This is a genomic window from Micromonospora marina (genome assembly GCF_900091565.1).
GTDB lineage: Bacteria > Actinomycetota > Actinomycetes > Mycobacteriales > Micromonosporaceae > Micromonospora > Micromonospora marina.
The window spans coordinates 1-17,375 of the sequence record NZ_FMCV01000010.1; the positions used below are offsets into that span (position 1 = coordinate 1).

Genomic DNA, 17,375 nt, shown 5'->3' on the forward strand with positions numbered 1-17,375 from the left:
AGCCCCGGTTTCCCGGGGTTATCCCAAAGCCTGGGGCAGGTTGCTCACGTGTTACTCACCCGTTCGCCGCTCGAGTACCCCGAAGGGCCTTTCCGCTCGACTTGCATGTGTTAAGCACGCCGCCAGCGTTCGTCCTGAGCCAGGATCAAACTCTCCAACAAAAACTTGTCGAACAGCAATCAACCTGACAACAAAAGTGTTGCCAAAGGAATCCCAACCAGCAACCATTCCAAAGAACAGCCACCAGTCCGGGGTATAAAACAATTGGCACTGGCTTTACAAGCACCCTGTTGAGTTCTCAAAGAACAACCACACACCAACCAGAAGAACCGCATCAGCGGAACCCCTGCTTGGGGCAACCTCTCCAACCTACTCGGTCTTGCTTTCGTCGTCAACCTCGTGTCCGAGGTGATCAACTTGGCTCAACCAGGCCCACGCTGACGCTCACCGTTTCCGGTGGTCGTTGCTCTCGTGGGTTTCGGCGGACCGACCGGCGTCGCTTTCGCAACCACCCGCCCGGCTCCCTGCCGACTTCCGAACTCTACCCGGTCGGCTTCGCATTCGCAACTCCGTGTCCCGGAGTGTCGAGCACCGCCCGAATCTCAGTCTGGCTCGGCGTCACCGCCACCAGCCTGGCGCCCGTTCTCGGCCGGTTTGCCCGGCCTCCCGCGTGCAGAGAGAAAGTTACGCGGACCCGCCTCGGAAGGCAAATCAATGATCGTCATTGGACGAGCGGGACCGGGTCGCCCGGAATGCCGGCGTCGAAGACAGCTTTCCGGAGCGGTGCCGTGCCAGAGTGGTCGGCATGGATGATCCGCCCCCGGTCCCGGCCGTCGCCGAGGACGCTCTACTCGGCCTCCTGCTGCCGTTCTGGCAGTTGGTGATCGGGGCCGTCGTGCTCGCCGTACTGCTGCTGTCGGTCCGGCGCCTGGCCCGGCGCGGCCCTTCCCGAATGACCACCGCCCTGCTGATCACGGCGGGAGCGATCGCCGGCATCGCCGCCCTGGGCCTGCTTTTCGGAAGCTGACCGGGTCACAGCCGGCGGTTGGCCAGACTGGGCAGCTCGGTTCGGACCGTCCGCAGCCGCTCCAGGTCGATCTCGGTGACCGTCAGCCCCGGACCGTCGGCGACCTGGCTCAGCACCGTCCCCCACGGGTCGACGACCATGCTTCGCCCGAAGCAGGTGCGGCCCGGGTCGTGGTCACCGGTCTGGCCCGCCGCCGCCACGAAGCACTGGTTCTCGATCGCCCGGGCCCGCAGGAGCACCTCCCAGTGATCCCGCCCGGTGTGCATCATGAACGCCGCCGGCACGACGAGCAGCTCGGCGCCGCCGTCGGTCGCTAGCTGCCGGTACAACTCCGGGAACCGCAGGTCGTAACAGATGGACAGGCCCACCCGGAGGCCCTCCACGTCGACCACCACGGGCTTCTCGCCGGGCGCGACCGTTACCGACTCCAGGTAGGAGACCCGGCCGGGGATCTCCACGTCGTACAGATGGATCTTCCGGTAGGCGGCGGCGAGCGCGCCCTCGCGGTCGAAGACCAGCGAGGTGTTCCAGGTGTGCGCCGGATCCGGACCCGCCTCGTGGAACGAGCCGGCGATCACCCACATGCCCAGCCGACGGGCGGTCTCCGCGAAGAACCGCCCCACCGTGCCGTCGACCGGCTCGGCCGGCGGCATCCGGTCGGCGTGACCGAGGTAGTCGACGTACTCCGGAAGGAGGGCGAGATCCGCGCCGGCCGCCGCGGCCCTGACCAGCAGGGCCTCGGCGGCGGCGAGGTTCGCCGCCCGGTCGTCGCGGGCGTTGAGCTGGCAGACGGCGACGCGCATGACCCGAGGGTACGGGCGGATGCGGGCGCGCGACAGGGCTCAGGCGCTGGACAGGACGAGCACCGCCGCGGCGAAGCCGAGCCCGCGACCTGCGCCGGCCGGAGTCGCTCGCGGTCGACGGCGAGCGCGAGCAGGACGGTGCTCGCCGGATAGAGCGAGGCGACGGCGGCCAGTGTCCCCGGCCTGCCGCGGCGAGGAAGAGCGCGTTCGCGGCGGAGTCGAGCAGGCCGGCGACCGCGGCCCATCCGAGCACGCGCCGCCCCAGCGGCGTTCGTGCACCGGTACGGCGGGGCGAGCGCGAGGCCGAACGCGATCGAGCTGACGCGTACCGCCAGGATCGGCCAACGGTACGGGTCAGCGCAGCCGACGAGGCGCCGGTGCTGTGGCGCGGCCCGCGCGGCGGCCTGGCGCGTCTGCTCAGTGGACCCCGCGAACCCGACCTGGTCGAACTGTGAGACTGGCGAATGGAACCCGGGGAGGCGTTGGAGCCCTCCGACCACGCCCTCGGCACCCGGGAGATCCTGCACGTGCTCGACGGGGCGGCGACCGTCACCGTGGACGGCGTCGACCACGAGGTACGCGCCGACGAGACGGTCGAGTTCCACGCCGGCCAGGAGCACGGCTACCGCACGGCCGGTGACGGGCCGGTGCGCCTGATGGTGGTGGTGGTCACCCCGTCGGGCGAGTGGGACCGGCGGACCCGGTCACGCGGACCGCGCCCGAGCTGACCCGGGCGCGGTCGCGAACGGCGGTCAGGCCGACTTCTCCTCGCGGTCCCGCCGGCGCCGGCCGGTGAACTCGCGCGGCACGATCGTCGGATTGACGTTCTCGAGGACGACCTCGCGGGTGATCAGCACCCGGGCGGCGTCGGGGTTGCTCGGCACCTCGTACATCACGGAGAGGAGGACCTCCTCCATGATCGCCCGCAGGCCGCGGGCGCCGGTGCCGCGGAGCATGGCCTGGTCGGCGATGGCCTCCAGCGCGGGCTGCTCGAACTCCAGCTCGACGCCGTCCAGCTCGAACAGGCGCTGGTACTGCCGGACGAGCGCGTTACGCGGCTCGGTGAGGATTCGCACCAGGGCGGTGCGGTCGAGGCTGCGCACGTTGGTGATCACCGGAAGCCGGCCGATGAACTCGGGGATGAGCCCGAACTTCAACATGTCTTCCGGCATGACCTGGCTGAAGATGTCGTCTGTCGACCGCTCGGACACCGACCGGAGCCGGGCGCCGAAGCCGGTGCCGCCGGAGCCGGTGCGGGCCTCGATGATCTGATCCAGCCCGGCGAACGCGCCACCACAGATGAACAGCACGTTCGTGGTGTCGATCTGGATGAACTCCTGGTGCGGGTGCTTGCGCCCGCCCTGCGGCGGCACGTTCGCCACAGTGCCTTCGAGCATTTTCAGCAGCGCCTGCTGCACGCCCTCGCCGGAGACGTCCCGGGTGATCGACGGGTTCTCCGACTTGCGGGCGATCTTGTCGACCTCGTCGATGTAGATGATGCCCGTCTCGGCGCGCTTGATGTCGTAGTCGGCGGCCTGGATCAGCTTCAGCAGGATGTTCTCGACGTCCTCACCGACATAGCCCGCCTCGGTGAGCGCGGTGGCGTCGGCGATCGCGAACGGCACGTTGAGCATCCGGGCGAGCGTCTGCGCCAGGTGCGTCTTGCCGCAACCGGTCGGACCGAGCAGCAGGATGTTGGACTTGGCCAGCTCCACCCCGTCGGTGCCGGAGCCCGGCGCGCCTGCGGCCTCGGCCTGGATCCGCTTGTAGTGGTTGTAGACCGCGACGGCGAGCGCCTTCTTGGCCTGCTCCTGACCGACGACGTAGTTGTCGAGGAACTGGCAGATCTCCATCGGCTTGGGAAGCTCTTCCCACTTCACCTCGCCGGACTCGGCCAGCTCCTCTTCGATGATCTCGTTGCAGAGATCGATGCACTCGTCGCAGATGTAGACACCAGGGCCCGCGATGAGCTTCTTGACCTGCTTCTGCGACTTGCCGCAGAAGGAGCATTTCAGTAGGTCGCCGCCGTCACCGATCCGTGCCACCTACGTTCTCCCTGCACTCGTCGGCCGGAACGCCGGCCCTGACCTGCGGGCGCCGGAGCGCCCGTCCGTCCTGTCGTCCCACCATGCTGTCGGCTCCACCCGATCCGACCGGCGGAGAGGTACAGACCCGACGTTACCCGGTGGCCGGGTTTTCTCCGACCCCCAAAACCGGTGTGTCAGAGGTCGACCGGGAACGATACCCCGATCGACCTCTGACCACACGTTGCTCAGCCCGCGGCGTGCGACGCCAGCAAACCCTTCTTGCGACTGGTCAGGATCGTGTCGACCAGCCCGTACTCCTTGGACTCCTCGGCCGTCATGATCTTGTCACGGTCGATGTCCTTGCGGACCTGCTCGATCGGCCGGTTGCAGTGCCGGGAGAGCATGTCCTCCAGCTGCGTCCGCATCCGCAGGATCTCCCGCGCCTGGATCTCGATGTCCGAGCCCTGGCCGTAGCCGCCCTCGGTGGCCGGCTGGTGGATGATGATCCGGGAGTTGGGCAGCGCCATCCGCTTACCCGGGGTGCCCGCGGAGAGCAGCACCGCCGCCGCGCTCGCCGCCTGCCCGAGGCAGACGGTCTGGATGTCCGGGCGGACGTACTGCATGGTGTCGTAGATCGCCGTCATGGCGGTGAAGGAGCCACCGGGCGAGTTGATGTACATGATGATGTCACGGTCCGGGTCGGTGCCCTCCAGCGTCAGCAGCTGGGCCATCACGTCGTTGGCCGACGCGTCGTCCACCTGGACGCCGAGGAAGATGATCCGGTCCTCGAAGAGCTTGTTGTACGGGTTGGACTCCTTCATCCCGTACGACGTGCGCTCGACGAACGACGGCAGGACGTAGCGGTTGTGCACGGCCGCGAACTGGGGCGGCAGGCTCAGGTCGGTCATCGTCAGCTCCTCGCTCAGCTCAGGGTCCCGGCGCCATCCGGAACCTGGGCGGCTCCGATGATCACCTTGTCGATGAAGCCGTAGTCCATGGCCTCCTGGGCGGTGAACCAACGGTCGCGGTCCGAGTCGGCCTCGATCTGCTCCTGGCTCTGGCCGGTGTGGAACGCGACCCGCTCCTGGAACATCCGCTTGGTGTAGAGCATCTGCTCGGCCTGGATCGCGATGTCCGACGCGGTGCCGCCGAGACCGCCCGAGGGCTGGTGCATCATGATCCGCGCGTGCGGCAGGGCGTAGCGCTTGCCCTTGGTGCCCGCGCAGAGCAGCAGCTGGCCCATGGAGGCGGCCATGCCCATCGCCACGGTCGACACGTCGTTGTCGATGTACTGCATGGTGTCGTAGATGGCCATGCCGGAGTAGACCGAGCCACCCGGCGAGTTGATCCAGAGGAAGATGTCGCGGTCCGGATCCTCCGCGGCGAGCAGCAGCAGCTGCGCGCAGATGCGGTTGGCCACCTGGTCGTTCACCTCACTGCCCAGGAAGATGATCCGTTCCTTGAGCAACCGGTTGTAGACCGAGTCGTCGAGGTTGCCAATGGAGTCGCCACCGCGGGCCTCGTTCACCCGGAGCGACTTCTTGGGGATGTGCATGTCGGTCATGGCAGCCCTTCGCTCTCCGTACCGTCCTACCCGACACTAACCGCTCAGCCGGGAGGCGCACTCCCGGTCGGGGCACTGTTCGCTCTCAGCGCAGTCACCCGCACGGCGTACCCCGGAAAGGGTTTCGGCCGCCTCCCGGCGCGCAGCGCGGGACGGCGGCCGACACCCCCGACGATCAGTTCTGGTGGTCGTGCTCGGCCTCGTTCTGGGCCCGCAGCGCATCGAGGGAGACCTCGTTGCCCGCCGAGTCCTTGATCTTGATCTTCTCCATCACGGCGGCGAGCGCCTTGCCCCGCCGGACGTCGCCGAAGACGGCCGCGGCGGCGCCGGAGCGGACCAGCTGGTCGTAGTACTGCTGCGGGGCCATTCCGGCGCGCTGCGCCCGGTGCACGATCTCGTGACCGAACTCGTCGTCGGAGACCTGCACGTCCTCGGCGTCGGCCAGGGTGTCCAGCAGGAGCTGGATCTTGACGCCGTCGGTTGCCGCCTCGGTCAGCTCGGCGTCGATCTGCTCCTCGGTCTTCTCCTCCGCCGCGAGGTATTCCTCCAGGGAGGCGCCGATGCGCTCGAGCTGGTCGACCATCGCGGCCTTGCGGCTCTCGACCTCTTCCTTGACGACGCCCTCGGGCGCCGGCACCCCGGCGGCGGTCACCATCTGCTCCAGGGCCTTGTCACGGGCGGCGTAGATCTGCTCGACCTGCTTGCCCCGGGTGACCCGCTCCCGCAGGTCGCCGCGCAGCTCCTCGATGGTGTCGAACTCGCTGGCCATCTGCGCGAAGTCGTCGTTGAGCTCGGGGAGCTCCTTCTCCTTGACCGTGCGAACGGTCACCGCCACGTCGGCGTCACGGCCGGCGTAGTCGCCGCCGACGAGCTGCGTGGTGAAGGTGGTGCTGTCGCCGGCGGCCCGGCCGACCAGCGCCTCGTCCAGACCCGGCAGGAGCTGCTTGCTGCCCACCTCGTGCGAGATGTTGCTCGCCGAACCACCCGGGACCTCCTCGCCGTCGACCGTGGCGTTCAGGTCGATCTGCACGAAGTCGCCCTCCTGGGCGGCCCGCTCGACGGTCTTCAGCGTCGCGAACCGCTCCCGCAGGCTGTTGATCTGCTCGTCGATCTCGCTGTCGGCGACCTCGATCTCGTCGACGGTCACCTCGATGGTGGCCGGGTCCGGCAGGGTGATCTCCGGCCGGACGTCCACCTCGGCGGTGAAGTTGAGCGAATCGCCGTCGTTGAACTCCGTGATGTCGACCTCGGGACGGCCGAGCGTCTTCAGGTCGTGCTCCCGGACCGCGGCGAGAATGTTCTGCGGGATGGCCTCCTGGATCGCCTCGTTGAGGACGGTCCCCCGGCCCACCCGCTGGTCGATCACCGCGCTGGGAACCTTGCCCCGGCGGAAGCCGGGAACCTGGACCTGCTGGCCGATCTCCCGGTACGCCTTCTTGAGGCTCGGCTCGAGCTCGACGAACGGCACCTCGATGGCGAGCCGCACGCGCGTCGGGCTCAGAGTCTCGACGGTGCTCTTCACAGGCGTACTCCTTGACGGATCTGAATGTTGAGTCTGGGGCGTGATTGCGCGCATCGAGTGTAGGCGAGCCGGCCGACGGCATCGGCATGGCCCGGGTACCGCACGGAAAAACCGGCGGTTCCCGGGACGATCCGGTCGCGAACGACAGTCGGGGTGGCGGGATTTGAACCCACGGCCCCTCGCTCCCAAAGCGAGTGCGCTACCAAGCTGCGCCACACCCCGGTGGCGACGAAGAGTGTATGCCGTCCGGCCCCCCGCGCGGGTGACCGGGGCGCGGTGTGGCGGCCCGAGGGCCGCCCGCCCTCGGGTGGGGACCGGACAGCGCGCCCGCCGTCGGGTGGGGGCCGGACGCCAGCTCGGGGAATGTGGCTGGGTCCGAGGGCGCGGGAAGGCGCCACCTCGCCGAAGTGGTGTGGATCTTGCCGTCAGCGCCGTGCGCGGGTATGCGCTTCGCGACGTCCACCGGGATTCGGTACGCTGTCGGCGCGCCCCGCGGTGGTGGGGTGCGCGCGGGCGTAGCTCAATGGCAGAGCTTCAGTCTTCCAAACTGACGGTGCGGGTTCGATTCCCGTCGCCCGCTCCAACGGCCTCCGGCCCAGGTCAGAGGCTGCATCCTCCGATCCTCGGCCGGTCGGCCACTCCCCGCTCCGAACTTGCGGGCCATTCGTGGGCCATCAGCTGCTCTGGCCGCCCTTGCGCGGGGTCTGCCGGGCGATCGTGGCGGTCGGCCGTTCAGGGGAACGGGGCGCTGCTCAGGTAGGTCACCATTCCGACCAGAGCCAGCACGTCCATCGCCAAGAGGACGAGGTGCGCATACCGGTACCGGCGCACCATCGAGCCGACCATGGGCGTCGCCGGCGTGTACTCCAAGAGTGTCGCGATCCTTCTCAAGCGCGCGACCCGGGACCACCGGTTGGGAGGGCCCGCGCCAGGGGTCAGTGCGGCAATCGGGACAGGCGAGTGTCCGGAAACCTGCAGCTCGATGCTGAACCCGTCGATCCGGACGCCGTCGACCAGTGACCGTGGAACGTCGTATCTGACGAGCGGGTTACCCACGACCACATGCGTGCGGTTCACCGCCACGAAGGCAGCCGGCCCCGCGAGATACATGAGCAGCACAGGCGTGCCGATCAGCGGAAGAACCAGCATCGCTGTCCGCACGCCACCCTCCCATAGCCCCCAGATGCCGGCCGGCACGAGCATGGTGATCGCTGACAGTGCGATGGGGTCCATCCGCCGGATCACGGGCTCAGCTCCTCACCAGGCCCCGAGTCGGCGTTCATTGATCAGCCGGCATTACCGGTCGCGACCGCCTCGGTGCGGGCACCGCCGGGTCCCGCCGCCTCGCGAACACGATCACGCCGATCAGAAGGAGCACGAGCCACAAGGGCACCAGCACGGGGACGAACCCGCGCCAGACGGGCCACACCGGCTCGGCGAGCCGGTGCACGGCCAGGTCCGTCCAGGTGACGACGGCAGGCGGGAACAGACCGACGGTCACCAGCGTGCCGACCACCAGCGGTACGGGCCGACGACTCCGCACCACCACCCAGAACAGCGCCGCACCGGCGGCAGCGGCGAGCAGGGTGCCGGTGATCGTGGCGGCGCGGAACCCGCCGGGTGCGGACTGCGTGATGCTCAGCCTCGACGCGTACCTCGTATGGGTGAGCGTGACCGTCAAGCCGTCCCGCTCGGCCCGCCAGCCGTCGCACGCGGTGCCCGGCACCGGACGCAGTTCCCGCCATCCACGCGTCTCGGCGGCACGCCGCACCTGTTCCGACAGCGTGCAGTCGAGGCCGTCGCCGTACTGGAACTCGACCCGGCTGCCGCCGACGTCGTCGGGAGCCAGGAAGACGCCGTACCGGTAGCCTCGCTCGATCATCGAGCCGATCGGTTCCACACCGGAGAGCAGCTCCCCGGCCGCGCTCCGCGCTGCCTCGGGGCTCAGCGGTACGGCACCCCGGCCGCCGTACCAGGAGCCGACGGCCAAACCGGCCGTGCCGAACAGCAGCGCGCCGAGCAGCGCCATCGCCACGTGCCCCAGCCGACGCCCCATCGGGCCACCCCCTGTCGCCGTGCGGCACAGCGTAGGCGTCGCACGCCGACCGCGGTGCCCCGCGTGACGACGGTGCCGGCACCCCCGGTGCGTAGGCAGGCGATCTCCGCGTTCAGGCAGAGAAGCGGGCTTCGCCCGTTCGCTTGTCCACCGCGATCGGAGAGTTGCCGGCCATCGCCTCACGCCAGTCGCCGGCTTCGACGTACGCCTTTCCGTCGTAGGGGAACACGTACCTGTCGTCGGCTTCCTCCACGTCACCGTCCACGACGACGACCGGGAAGCTGAAATGGCCCCTGACCTCGGCGTCCAGGAACCCTTCGGCGATCTGCCGGGCGGATTCGAGTGGGATCACGGTCCTACCACCACCAGATCTCGGTCAGGCCGGTCGCCCTGCAGCACCGGTGGCCACCACACGGCCATGTCGAGACGCAGGGCGACGGCGTTCAGCAGCCAGCCGCCCGCCCACCCCACGAGCAGGCCCAGGCTCAGCCACCGCCGGAAGAAGGCCAAGCTCAGGGACGCCACCAGAATCGTGAGCCCGAGAGCGGCGTGGGCGAGCACGAACGTGCGTACCGCCTCGAAGTTGACGGCGAACCTGCCCCCTGCCTCCAGATCCACGTCGCTGTAGCCGCCCATCCGCCAGATGACGAAGGGCACGGCGGCGGCCACCAGCACGTGATTGAGCCGGGCCGTACCGACGCCGACGGGCATCAGACCCTCGATCGGGTGCTTCGCCGCGGAACCTCCACCGATGCCTCTGACACGATCATCTCCACCCGTGCTCGCCCCGCGGCCGCACCAGGGGCCGGGCAGTGAGTGCCGGCATCCGGCGGAACGCTGTCAACCGGTCGGTGCCGATGGCCTGGTAGTGGTCCTCGATCGGCCGGCGTGCCTCGTCGAACAGCGCCGGCCCGTCGTACCGGACCGGGGGCGGTGCCGCAGTGGCGGGCTTGACCTGTTCGAACTTCTCGGTGGACAGCGCGTACACGACCCGGCCGGCGTCCGCCCTGAAGTGCGGTTCAGGTCAAGCGGCGGCGGATCCGCGCCATGTCCTCCTCGGGGAGCGCGTCGGCCACCAGCAGCCGGGGCAGCAGGTCCGTCTCCAGTGTCGTGGCCCGGAACACCAGCGCCACCGTGACGTCGTGGTCGGGCCGGTGCACGACCTCGACCGGGTCTCCGGCGCCGACGCTGCCCGGCGTGACCACCCGCAGGTACGCCCCGGGGCGTACCGCCTCGGTGAACCGCTTGATCCAGCCCTGTTCGCCCAGCCACCCCTGGAACGTGCCGCAGGGGATACGGGGGCAGGAGACCTCCAGCACCAGGTCCGGCCCGATCCGCCACCGCTCGCCGATCAGCGCGCCGTTGACGTCCAGCCCGGTGGTGGTCAGGTTCTCCCCGAAGCTGCCGTCGGCGAGCGGGCGGCCCAGTTCGGCCTCCCAGTGGTCCAGGTCCTCCCGCGGGTACGCGTAGACCGCCTGGTCGGTGCCGCCGTGGTGGGCCACGTCGTAGACCCGGTCACCGGCGAGCCCGACCGCGCCGGTGCCCTTGGGACCGGGCGCGGTGACGGCGACCCGGCCCTCCACGGGCCGCTTGTCGATGCCGGTGGCACCGATCCCCTTCCACGGGTTCGGCTGCGGTCGGCCCACGTTGACGGAGATCACCCTCATGCCGGCGACGGTATGCGGCGCAGGGCTGTCCCGGCCAGTCCATTCCCCGGGCCGGGTGGGCGGCGCGGCGGCGCGGGCTGCGTACGATGCGGGCCGGACATCCTCGTCGGGTGGTGGAGGTAGCCGCGGATGGCAGGCCAGCAGGACGGTTTCGCCCTCGGCGTGGACCTCGGCACCTCGAACACGGTGGCGGTGCTGCGGTGGCCGGACGGGCGGACCAGGCCGGTGCTCGTCGACGGCCACCCGATCATGCCGTCCGGCGTGTACGCCGACGCGGACGGTCACCTGCACGTCGGGCGGGACGCGCACCGGCTGGCCCAGGCCGACCCGGCCGGCTTCGAGCCGAACCCGAAGCGCCGGGTCGACGAGGAGACCGTGGAGCTGGGCGGGCGGGCGTACCGGCCGGCGGAGCTGCTGGCCGCGACGCTGCGCGCGGTCGCGGACGCGGCGGTGGCGGCGGTCGGGATGCTGCCCCCGGCGGTGGTCACCCACCCGGCGGCCTGGACGCCGGCCCGGCGTCAGGTGCTGCACGACGCGCTGGAACTCGCCGGCTGGCCGGCGGCGGCCGAGCACACGCTGGCCGGGCCGATCGCGCCGGGCACCCGCCTGCTGCGTGAGCCGGTGGCCGCGGCCCGCTACTTCACGCAGGTGCTGCGCCGGCCGGTGCCGGTGGGCGGTTCGGTGGCGGTGTTCGACTTCGGCGGCGGCACGCTCGACGTGGCGGTGCTGCGCAACGAGGGCGCCGACCCGTGGGGCGACTCCGGTTTCCAGCTGGTCGCCACCGGCGGGATCCCCGACCTCGGCGGTCTCGACCTGGACGCGGCCCTGCTCGGGCGGCTCGGCGAGCTGGTCGGCCCGGCCCACCCGCGCGAGTGGGGCCGGCTGACCGACCCGGCGACCACCGCCCAGCGGCGAGACCGCCAGCAGCTGTGGGACAACGTGCGCGGTGCCAAGGAGATGCTGTCCCGGGCCATGGTGGCGCCGGTCGCCGTGCCGGGGGTGGAGGCGGCGGTGCCGCTGTCCCGGGAGGACTTCGAACGCCTCGCCGCGCCGCTGCTGGCCCGGGCCGTCACGGAGACCCGGGAGGTGACGACCGCCGCCGGGCTGCGCCCCGAGCAGCTCTCCGGCCTGTTCCTGGTCGGCGGGTCGACCCGGGTCCCGCTGGTGGCCCGGCTGCTGCACGCCGAGTTGGGCATCGCGCCGACGGTGCTGGAACAGCCGGAGATGCCGGTGGCCGAGGGCGCGCTCACCGACCTGCCGCTGCCCCGGCACCCCGGCCGTCCCGCCGTGCCGGCCCAGCCGGCACCGCCCGCGCCCACCCGGCCCGACCCGGCCGGACCCGCGCCCACCCGGCAGGCGACGTCGCCCGCACCGGCCGCGGGCGAGGCGGACACCGGCGCGGCCACTGTCGCCGCCGGTGCGACGCGGACGAATCCGACCGCACCGCTCGGCGGAGTGGACGCGGCATCCGCCGGACCGCGCGGCACGCTGGTCGCCGGCGGCCCCGTCCCGCAGACGTCCCCCACGAGGTACGACGGCGGGCCGCTCGCCGGTGGTCAGGTTCCGCGCCCGACGTACGACCCGGGCGGCCCCGCTTTCGTACCGCCGGGGGCAGCGCCCGCCGCGCACCACGCCGGCGTACCCGGGATGCCGCCGTCCCCGCCCGGCGGAGGATGGCCGCCTGCGGGGCCCGGTCCCGGCGTACCCGGGGCGCCCTTCTCCCCCGCGCCGAACGGTGTCCGGCCCGGCGGCGGCCGGCCCCGGCGCGGCCGGTGGATCGCGCTCGGCGCGGGTCTCGTGGTCGTCGCCGTGTCGGCGGCGGTGCTGCTCTGGGTGTTCCGGGACCGGCACCCGGCGCTCGACTTCCGCACCGCCGAGCTGGTGAAGACGGTGGCCGCCGGTGACACGCGGCCGGACCAGATGTTCACCGCGACGCTCGGGGACCGCGCCTACCTGGCCCGTCCACTGCCCGACGACCACCTCCAGGTGACAGCCGTGGAGGCGGCGACCGGCAGGACGGTCTGGGAGAAGCGGACCGACGCGACAGCGCAGCGGTGGGCGGGGATCCGGGCGCTGCCCGACGGGTTGCTCGTCCTCTCCGACGCCACCGGCAGTGACACCCCCCGCGTGCTCGCGGTGCTCGACGGCGATTCCGGCGACCAGCGCTGGCGGACCGACGTCGGCCGCGACGACACCCTCCACCTCGGGCCGGACACGGTGGTCCGCCTGGACCGCACCGGCGAACGCCTGGTCGGGCTGCGGCTGGACGACGGGCGGCAGCGGTGGGAGCGGCCCATCCCGCGCACCGAGTACGGCGACGCGCGCACGAGGGTGGTGCCGGTCGGCACCGGCGCGGCACTGGACGGGCCCGCCGACGCCGAGGGCTCGCCGCTCGCCGCGTGGGCCGGGCAGGCGGACCGGCTCGTGCAGGTCGGCGCGGACCGGTCGGTCCGGGTCCTGGACATGCGCAGCGGGAAGATCCTCAAGGAGCGGGGCAACGTGGCCGGCCTCGACGATCCGATGGCCGCCCGCGACGACCGGCTGTACGTGGCGGAGAACGACAGGGGGCTGCGGCTGCTCTCCTACGACCTGGGTGGTCTCGGCACACCGAGCGTGTTGTACGAGGCGCCGGAGCAGGGCGGCCGGGTGAAGGATCTCGTCACCTGCGGGGAGCGCCGGGTGTGCCTGCTGGAGACGCCCGGCAGCGGCGCCGACGACACCCGGGTGGTGGCGGCGACCGAAGGTGCGGGCACCCGGCAGTGGCCGGCGCCGCGCGCCGAGACGCTGGTGCCGGTCGGTGAGCACGTGCTGGCCGGGCGGGACTCGCCGGACGCGGTGACGCTGTTCGCGCCGGACGGCACGGCGGTGCTGCGCGACCGGGACGGGACGGCGGTCCGGCTGGACGCCGGCAACGTGCTGCTCTTCTCCGAGGCGCCGGGCGCGTACGAGGACGACCGCGTCCTCGCCGGGACGGCCGTGGACGGCAAGCCGGTCGAGATGGGGCAGCTCAAGCAGATCCGCAGCGAGTCCTGCTCGTGGAACACCGAGATGCTGGTGTGCGGCGCGGAGAAGGAGTTCCGGTTGTACCGGTTCGCCGGCTGACCGGAACTGAGCTTGGCAGCGATCGATGCCCCGGCTGATGCGAACGGCAGAGAGATCGACGTTCGCCAGGAGGCCCCGTGTTCGTCCGACGACGGTGGACCGCACCCGCCACCACCAGCATCCTGATCGCCGCGGCACCGGCCCATCCCGGGCCGGACGCCGCCGCAGGGGAAGGCGTACCTGGCGGGCGGTCCCGCGACGGCAGCAGCCAGGACGCGGACGGCAGGGCCCTGGTGGAGATCGAGCTCGACGGCCCGCCCGGGTCGCGTCGCCCAAGGCCGGCGAGCAGCGGTGACGGCTCAGCCCAACGGGCGACGGATGAAGCCCGTGGGGCGGGGTAAGGCAGCACGGTCCTGGTGGAGAGACGACCGGTGTCGCGGCGTACCGCGACCGGGCACGCGGGCGGGCGGCGCGAATGCCGCCCGCCCGCGCATCCCGGGGCCGGCCCTGGGCGGACCGGGTTCGATCAATGACGGGCGTCGGCTGGCGCGCCCAGGCGTGACCGGGCCGGCGGCCACCTCGGCCTCCGTACAAGGACATCGACGCCGCCCGCCGGACGGCCGGCACGCCGACCGCCTTCTGACGCCGCCCCGGTCGTCCGTCCGGCCCGTACCGGACGGACGACCGACCGGCTCAGCTACCGGTCACCCAGTTCCAGGCGGAGACCACCCACTCGGTCTGCTGCAGGTACGCCACACCGACGCCGACCAGGAACAACGCGGTCACCAGGTGAGCACCCTTGGCACTGCGGCGCACCCGGCCGAACTGCCGCTCCAGGATCAGCCGGCCGAGTAGCCGGGCCAGCGCGAACAGGCCGACCGCGGTGAGCAGGCTGAGCACGAACGTGAGCAGCGGGGCGACCAGGTTACCCCGGCCGGAGATCGCCCAGATGCCCCAGCAGACGAACGCGAACAGCGCACCGGCGGCGCTCAGCTCCCCGCCCTTGCGCGCCTGGGTCAGGTGCCAGCCCATCGGCCGACGGGGCGCCGGCTCCGCCGCCCAGTCGCCGTGCTCGACCGTGGGGAACTGCTCGGTCCGGGGCGTACGCGACGGGCGCGGCTGACCGACCGCCGCCACCCCGCGCTGGAACGCGTCCCGCTGCGGGGGCACCGCCCCCGGCTGGGGCGGCACCTCCACGGTGCGCTCGGCCCACGGCTGTGTCTGGTCCGCCATCTTCCGTCCTCCCCCTCGACCGATACCGGCCTCCGTTTCCGAGGGTAGCCAGCCCGCAAATAGGGTGCCGACCCCCGTCACGGTGCGATACACACGTGCCGTGACTGACGTGGTGGTATCCCGGGCCGAGGACTTCGACGACATCGCGGCGCTGCTGGCGCTGGCCTTCCACGGCGATCTCGACCCCGAGGTGCAGGCGCTGGAACGCCCGATCTTCGAGCCGGACCGGTCGCTGCTGGTCCGCGACGGCGGAACGGCGGTGGCACACGCCGCCGCGTTCAGCCGCGACCTCGCGGTGCCCGGCGCGGACGTGCCAGCCGCGCACGTGACGATGGTGGCGGTCGCGCCGACGCACCGGCGGCGCGGCCTGCTCACCCGGCTGATGCGCCGGCAACTGCGCGACGTCCGCGACGCCGGCCGGGAGCCGATCGCGGTGCTCTGGGCCAGCGAGGGACGCATCTACCCCCGCTTCGGCTACGGGTCGGCGGCCCCGCGGTACGTGCTGTCCGCAGACACCACCGGCCTGCGGCTGCCCGCCCCGTCGCCCGCCGAGGGCAGGCTGCGACTGGACCGTCCGGAGACGCACCGGAACGAACTGGCCCGGCTGTACGAACGGGTCCGCGCCGAGCGTCCCGGCTGGTCCCGGCGCGACGAGCGCTGGTGGTCGTACGTACTGGCGGATCTCAAGGCGCACCGGGGCGGCGCCACCGAGCGCCGGGTACTGCTGCACGAGGGCGCCGACGGGCTCGACGGGTACGCGCTCTACCGGACGAAGGACAGCTCGTCGGCCACCGGACCGCAGGCCGAGGTGCAGGTCGGCGAGGTGGTGGCGGTGACGCCGGAGGCGTACACGGCGCTGTGGCGGCTGCTGCTCTCGGTCGACCTGACCCGCCGGCTGTCGTTCCCGATCGCGGCCCTGGACGAGCCGCTGCTGCGGCTGGTGGACGAGCCCCGCGAGCTCTCCCCGCAGCTCGCCGACGCGCTCTGGGTGCGGGTGGTGGACGTGCCGGCCGCGCTCGCCGCCCGGCGCTTCGCCACCGACGTCGACGTGGTGCTCGAGGTCACCGACGAGCTGCTGACGGAGAACACCGGCCGCTGGCGGCTGGTCGGCGGGCGCGACGGCGCGCAGTGCACGCCCACCACCGCCCCGGCCGGACTGGCGTGTGACGTACGCGCGCTCGGCGAGCTGTACCTCGGCGGCGCGAACCCGTACGCGCTCGCTGCCGCCGGCCGCGTCCGGGAGCTGATCCCGCACACGCTGACCGCACTGACGCCCGCCTTCACGTGGCACCGCACCCCTTCCCCCATGGAGGTCTTCTGACCGTCCCCGCCCCACCCCACCCGTCTTTCCCCGTCGATCATGAAGTTGGCGGCGTGAACCGTCCGGTTCGTCCCGGCCAACTTCATGATCGCGCGACCCCGGGCGCGGGTGGGTCGGGGACGGTACGGTCGGAGGATGGGTGAGGCGGAGCGACGGCGACGGCGGCTGCGGCACCACGGTGAGGCCAGCACCCCGGCGGGGGCCGACGTACGGCATCACGGTGAGGCCAGCACCCCGGCGGGTACCGACAACACCGGCACCGGCGGGACCGCTGCCAGCACCGCCCCCGTACACGACGACGTGGCACCCCGGTCCGCGCGCGGTGGCCGTCCCGGCGAGCCGGAGCCCCGGGGACGCCGCGCCACCGCGCCCGCCGAGGAAGGCGAACGCGGGCTGCGCGGACTCGTCGGCTCCGGCTCGTCGCAGGTGAGCGTGACGGCCGCGCTGCGGGCACGCGACGCCGCCCGGCCCAGCGAGGACGATCTCGCCGAGGCCGAACAGCGGGTGGTGCTCATCCGCCGCAACTGGGTGCCGCGCGAGGAACTGCCCCGCAACGGGCGGTGACCCCCCGGCGTCCCGTCAGGCGGGCAGCTCGGGCAGCTTGCGGCTCTGCTCGTAGGCCGCCACCTGCTCGATGCGCCGGCTGTGCCGCGGGTTGCCGGAGAACGGCGTGGTGAGGAACGCCTCGACGAGCGCCGTCGCCTCGTCCAGCGTGTGCTGCCGGGCGCCGATCGCGACGATGTTGGCGTCGTTGTGCTCGCGGGCGAGCTGGGCGGTGTCGACGTTCCAGGCCAGCGCCGCCCGGACCCCCGCCACCTTGTTCGAGGCGATCTGCTCGCCGTTGCCGGAGCCGCCGATCACCACGCCGAGGCTGCCCGGGTCACCGACCACCCGGTCACCGGTGTGCAGGCAGAACGCGGGGTAGTCGTCGTCCGGGTCGAAGGCGTGCGGCCCCACGTCGACCACCTCGTAGCCCTGCTTGGCCAGGTGGTTGGCGAGGTGCACCTTCAACTCGAAACCGGCGTGGTCGGATCCCAGGTAGACGCGCATACCGCGCAGTCTGACAGGCCCGCCCCGCAGCCGGCGCGCGGGCGGCGGCTGCGAGGCGGATTC

General features: G+C 71.9%; 18 protein-coding genes, 2 tRNA genes and 1 rRNA gene. 6 read left to right on the forward strand and 15 right to left on the reverse strand.

Annotated features, from left to right (window positions below; translation table 11 throughout):
• Positions 1 to 161 (reverse strand): 16S ribosomal RNA (locus GA0070215_RS13725); the annotation flags it as partial.
• Between the two features lie 644 nt (positions 162 to 805).
• Here GA0070215_RS13725 and GA0070215_RS13730 point away from each other — a divergent pair.
• Complete coding sequence (locus tag GA0070215_RS13730) at positions 806 to 1,027, forward strand: hypothetical protein (RefSeq protein WP_026268240.1); 222 nt, start codon at positions 806 to 808, stop codon at positions 1,025 to 1,027.
• A 5-nt stretch (positions 1,028 to 1,032) separates the two neighbouring features.
• Here the strand turns inward: GA0070215_RS13730 and GA0070215_RS13735 are convergent, their stop codons facing one another.
• A complete protein-coding gene (locus tag GA0070215_RS13735; RefSeq protein ID WP_091046029.1) occupies positions 1,033 to 1,830 on the reverse strand; it encodes a carbon-nitrogen hydrolase family protein in 798 nt (265 codons plus the stop codon).
• Positions 1,831 to 2,294: 464 nt separating this feature from the next.
• Between GA0070215_RS13735 and GA0070215_RS13745 the strand changes: the two genes are divergently transcribed.
• Positions 2,295 to 2,558, forward strand: coding sequence for a cupin domain-containing protein (locus GA0070215_RS13745; protein WP_018786884.1), 264 nt, complete (start codon positions 2,295 to 2,297; stop codon positions 2,556 to 2,558).
• A gap of 24 nt (positions 2,559 to 2,582) precedes the next feature.
• Here the strand turns inward: GA0070215_RS13745 and clpX are convergent, their stop codons facing one another.
• The 5 genes from clpX to GA0070215_RS13770 all read right to left on the reverse strand — a co-directional run bounded on the left by clpX (position 2,583) and on the right by GA0070215_RS13770 (position 7,165).
• Positions 2,583 to 3,875 (reverse strand): ATP-dependent Clp protease ATP-binding subunit ClpX, encoded by a 1,293-nt coding sequence (gene clpX / locus GA0070215_RS13750; RefSeq protein WP_018786885.1) that lies wholly within the window; start codon positions 3,873 to 3,875, stop codon positions 2,583 to 2,585.
• A gap of 227 nt (positions 3,876 to 4,102) precedes the next feature.
• Entirely contained in the window at positions 4,103 to 4,765 is a 663-nt protein-coding gene (locus GA0070215_RS13755; RefSeq protein ID WP_013288034.1) for an ATP-dependent Clp protease proteolytic subunit, read from the reverse strand.
• Positions 4,766 to 4,779: 14 nt separating this feature from the next.
• Entirely contained in the window at positions 4,780 to 5,421 is a 642-nt protein-coding gene (locus GA0070215_RS13760) for an ATP-dependent Clp protease proteolytic subunit (protein ID WP_018786886.1), read from the reverse strand.
• A 175-nt stretch (positions 5,422 to 5,596) separates the two neighbouring features.
• Positions 5,597 to 6,943 carry a trigger factor gene (tig, locus tag GA0070215_RS13765; RefSeq protein ID WP_167361517.1) on the reverse strand — a complete coding sequence of 449 codons (1,347 nt, stop codon included), beginning with the start codon at positions 6,941 to 6,943 and terminating at the stop codon, positions 5,597 to 5,599.
• A 148-nt stretch (positions 6,944 to 7,091) separates the two neighbouring features.
• A tRNA-Pro gene (locus tag GA0070215_RS13770) sits at positions 7,092 to 7,165 on the reverse strand.
• A 287-nt stretch (positions 7,166 to 7,452) separates the two neighbouring features.
• Here GA0070215_RS13770 and GA0070215_RS13775 point away from each other — a divergent pair.
• Positions 7,453 to 7,526: transfer RNA gene (locus GA0070215_RS13775), tRNA-Gly, on the forward strand.
• Positions 7,527 to 7,675: 149 nt separating this feature from the next.
• Here GA0070215_RS13775 and GA0070215_RS13780 read toward each other — a convergent pair.
• The 6 genes from GA0070215_RS13780 to GA0070215_RS13805 form a co-directional block, all read right to left on the reverse strand.
• Positions 7,676 to 8,188 (reverse strand): hypothetical protein, encoded by a 513-nt coding sequence (locus GA0070215_RS13780; protein ID WP_091046036.1) that lies wholly within the window; start codon positions 8,186 to 8,188, stop codon positions 7,676 to 7,678.
• Between the two features lie 34 nt (positions 8,189 to 8,222).
• Complete coding sequence (locus GA0070215_RS13785; protein ID WP_244166996.1) at positions 8,223 to 8,999, reverse strand: hypothetical protein; 777 nt, start codon at positions 8,997 to 8,999, stop codon at positions 8,223 to 8,225.
• 112 nt (positions 9,000 to 9,111) lie between these two features.
• Positions 9,112 to 9,351: a YrhB domain-containing protein gene (locus GA0070215_RS13790; RefSeq protein ID WP_018786890.1), complete on the reverse strand. Its 240-nt coding sequence runs from the start codon at positions 9,349 to 9,351 to the stop codon at positions 9,112 to 9,114.
• Positions 9,348 to 9,710, reverse strand: coding sequence for a hypothetical protein (locus GA0070215_RS13795; RefSeq protein WP_091046043.1), 363 nt, complete (start codon positions 9,708 to 9,710; stop codon positions 9,348 to 9,350). Before GA0070215_RS13795 ends, GA0070215_RS13790 begins: the two co-directional genes overlap by 4 nt.
• A gap of 55 nt (positions 9,711 to 9,765) precedes the next feature.
• On the reverse strand, positions 9,766 to 9,987 hold the full coding sequence (locus GA0070215_RS29080; RefSeq protein WP_244166997.1) for a hypothetical protein: 222 nt from the start codon (positions 9,985 to 9,987) through the stop codon (positions 9,766 to 9,768).
• A 31-nt stretch (positions 9,988 to 10,018) separates the two neighbouring features.
• Positions 10,019 to 10,666, reverse strand: coding sequence for an MOSC domain-containing protein (locus GA0070215_RS13805; protein WP_091046047.1), 648 nt, complete (start codon positions 10,664 to 10,666; stop codon positions 10,019 to 10,021).
• Positions 10,667 to 10,795: 129 nt separating this feature from the next.
• Between GA0070215_RS13805 and GA0070215_RS13810 the strand changes: the two genes are divergently transcribed.
• Complete coding sequence (locus GA0070215_RS13810) at positions 10,796 to 13,768, forward strand: Hsp70 family protein (RefSeq protein WP_091046050.1); 2,973 nt, start codon at positions 10,796 to 10,798, stop codon at positions 13,766 to 13,768.
• Between the two features lie 633 nt (positions 13,769 to 14,401).
• Here GA0070215_RS13810 and GA0070215_RS13815 read toward each other — a convergent pair.
• Positions 14,402 to 14,941 carry a hypothetical protein gene (locus tag GA0070215_RS13815; RefSeq protein WP_091046055.1) on the reverse strand — a complete coding sequence of 180 codons (540 nt, stop codon included), beginning with the start codon at positions 14,939 to 14,941 and terminating at the stop codon, positions 14,402 to 14,404.
• A gap of 100 nt (positions 14,942 to 15,041) precedes the next feature.
• Here GA0070215_RS13815 and GA0070215_RS13820 point away from each other — a divergent pair, with 100 nt between their 5' ends.
• Together GA0070215_RS13820 and GA0070215_RS13825 are read left to right on the forward strand one after the other, a co-directional pair.
• A complete protein-coding gene (locus tag GA0070215_RS13820; RefSeq protein WP_244166998.1) occupies positions 15,042 to 16,262 on the forward strand; it encodes a GNAT family N-acetyltransferase in 1,221 nt (406 codons plus the stop codon).
• Positions 16,263 to 16,397: 135 nt separating this feature from the next.
• On the forward strand, positions 16,398 to 16,826 hold the full coding sequence (locus GA0070215_RS13825; protein WP_091046061.1) for a hypothetical protein: 429 nt from the start codon (positions 16,398 to 16,400) through the stop codon (positions 16,824 to 16,826).
• Between the two features lie 15 nt (positions 16,827 to 16,841).
• On the opposite strand, the gene GA0070215_RS13830 is transcribed toward GA0070215_RS13825, so the two are convergent.
• Positions 16,842 to 17,312 carry a ribose-5-phosphate isomerase gene (locus GA0070215_RS13830; RefSeq protein ID WP_018786898.1) on the reverse strand — a complete coding sequence of 157 codons (471 nt, stop codon included), beginning with the start codon at positions 17,310 to 17,312 and terminating at the stop codon, positions 16,842 to 16,844.
• Positions 17,313 to 17,375: the final 63 nt, after the last annotated feature.

Excerpts from the sequence above, each read along its gene's own strand:
- GA0070215_RS13730 (WP_026268240.1), top strand. The coding sequence starts at position 806 with ATGGATGATCCGCCCCCGGTCCCGGCCGTCGCCGAGGACGCTCTACTC.
- GA0070215_RS13735 (WP_091046029.1), bottom strand. The coding sequence starts at position 1,830 with ATGCGCGTCGCCGTCTGCCAGCTCAACGCCCGCGACGACCGGGCGGCG.
- GA0070215_RS13745 (WP_018786884.1), top strand. The coding sequence starts at position 2,295 with ATGGAACCCGGGGAGGCGTTGGAGCCCTCCGACCACGCCCTCGGCACC.
- GA0070215_RS13755 (WP_013288034.1), bottom strand. The coding sequence starts at position 4,765 with ATGACCGACCTGAGCCTGCCGCCCCAGTTCGCGGCCGTGCACAACCGC.
- GA0070215_RS13760 (WP_018786886.1), bottom strand. The coding sequence starts at position 5,421 with ATGACCGACATGCACATCCCCAAGAAGTCGCTCCGGGTGAACGAGGCC.
- GA0070215_RS13785 (WP_244166996.1), bottom strand. The coding sequence starts at position 8,999 with ATGGGGCGTCGGCTGGGGCACGTGGCGATGGCGCTGCTCGGCGCGCTG.
- GA0070215_RS13795 (WP_091046043.1), bottom strand. The coding sequence starts at position 9,710 with ATGCCCGTCGGCGTCGGTACGGCCCGGCTCAATCACGTGCTGGTGGCC.
- GA0070215_RS13805 (WP_091046047.1), bottom strand. The coding sequence starts at position 10,666 with ATGAGGGTGATCTCCGTCAACGTGGGCCGACCGCAGCCGAACCCGTGG.
- GA0070215_RS13810 (WP_091046050.1), top strand. The coding sequence starts at position 10,796 with ATGGCAGGCCAGCAGGACGGTTTCGCCCTCGGCGTGGACCTCGGCACC.
- GA0070215_RS13815 (WP_091046055.1), bottom strand. The coding sequence starts at position 14,941 with ATGGCGGACCAGACACAGCCGTGGGCCGAGCGCACCGTGGAGGTGCCG.
- GA0070215_RS13825 (WP_091046061.1), top strand. The coding sequence starts at position 16,398 with ATGGGTGAGGCGGAGCGACGGCGACGGCGGCTGCGGCACCACGGTGAG.
- GA0070215_RS13830 (WP_018786898.1), bottom strand. The coding sequence starts at position 17,312 with ATGCGCGTCTACCTGGGATCCGACCACGCCGGTTTCGAGTTGAAGGTG.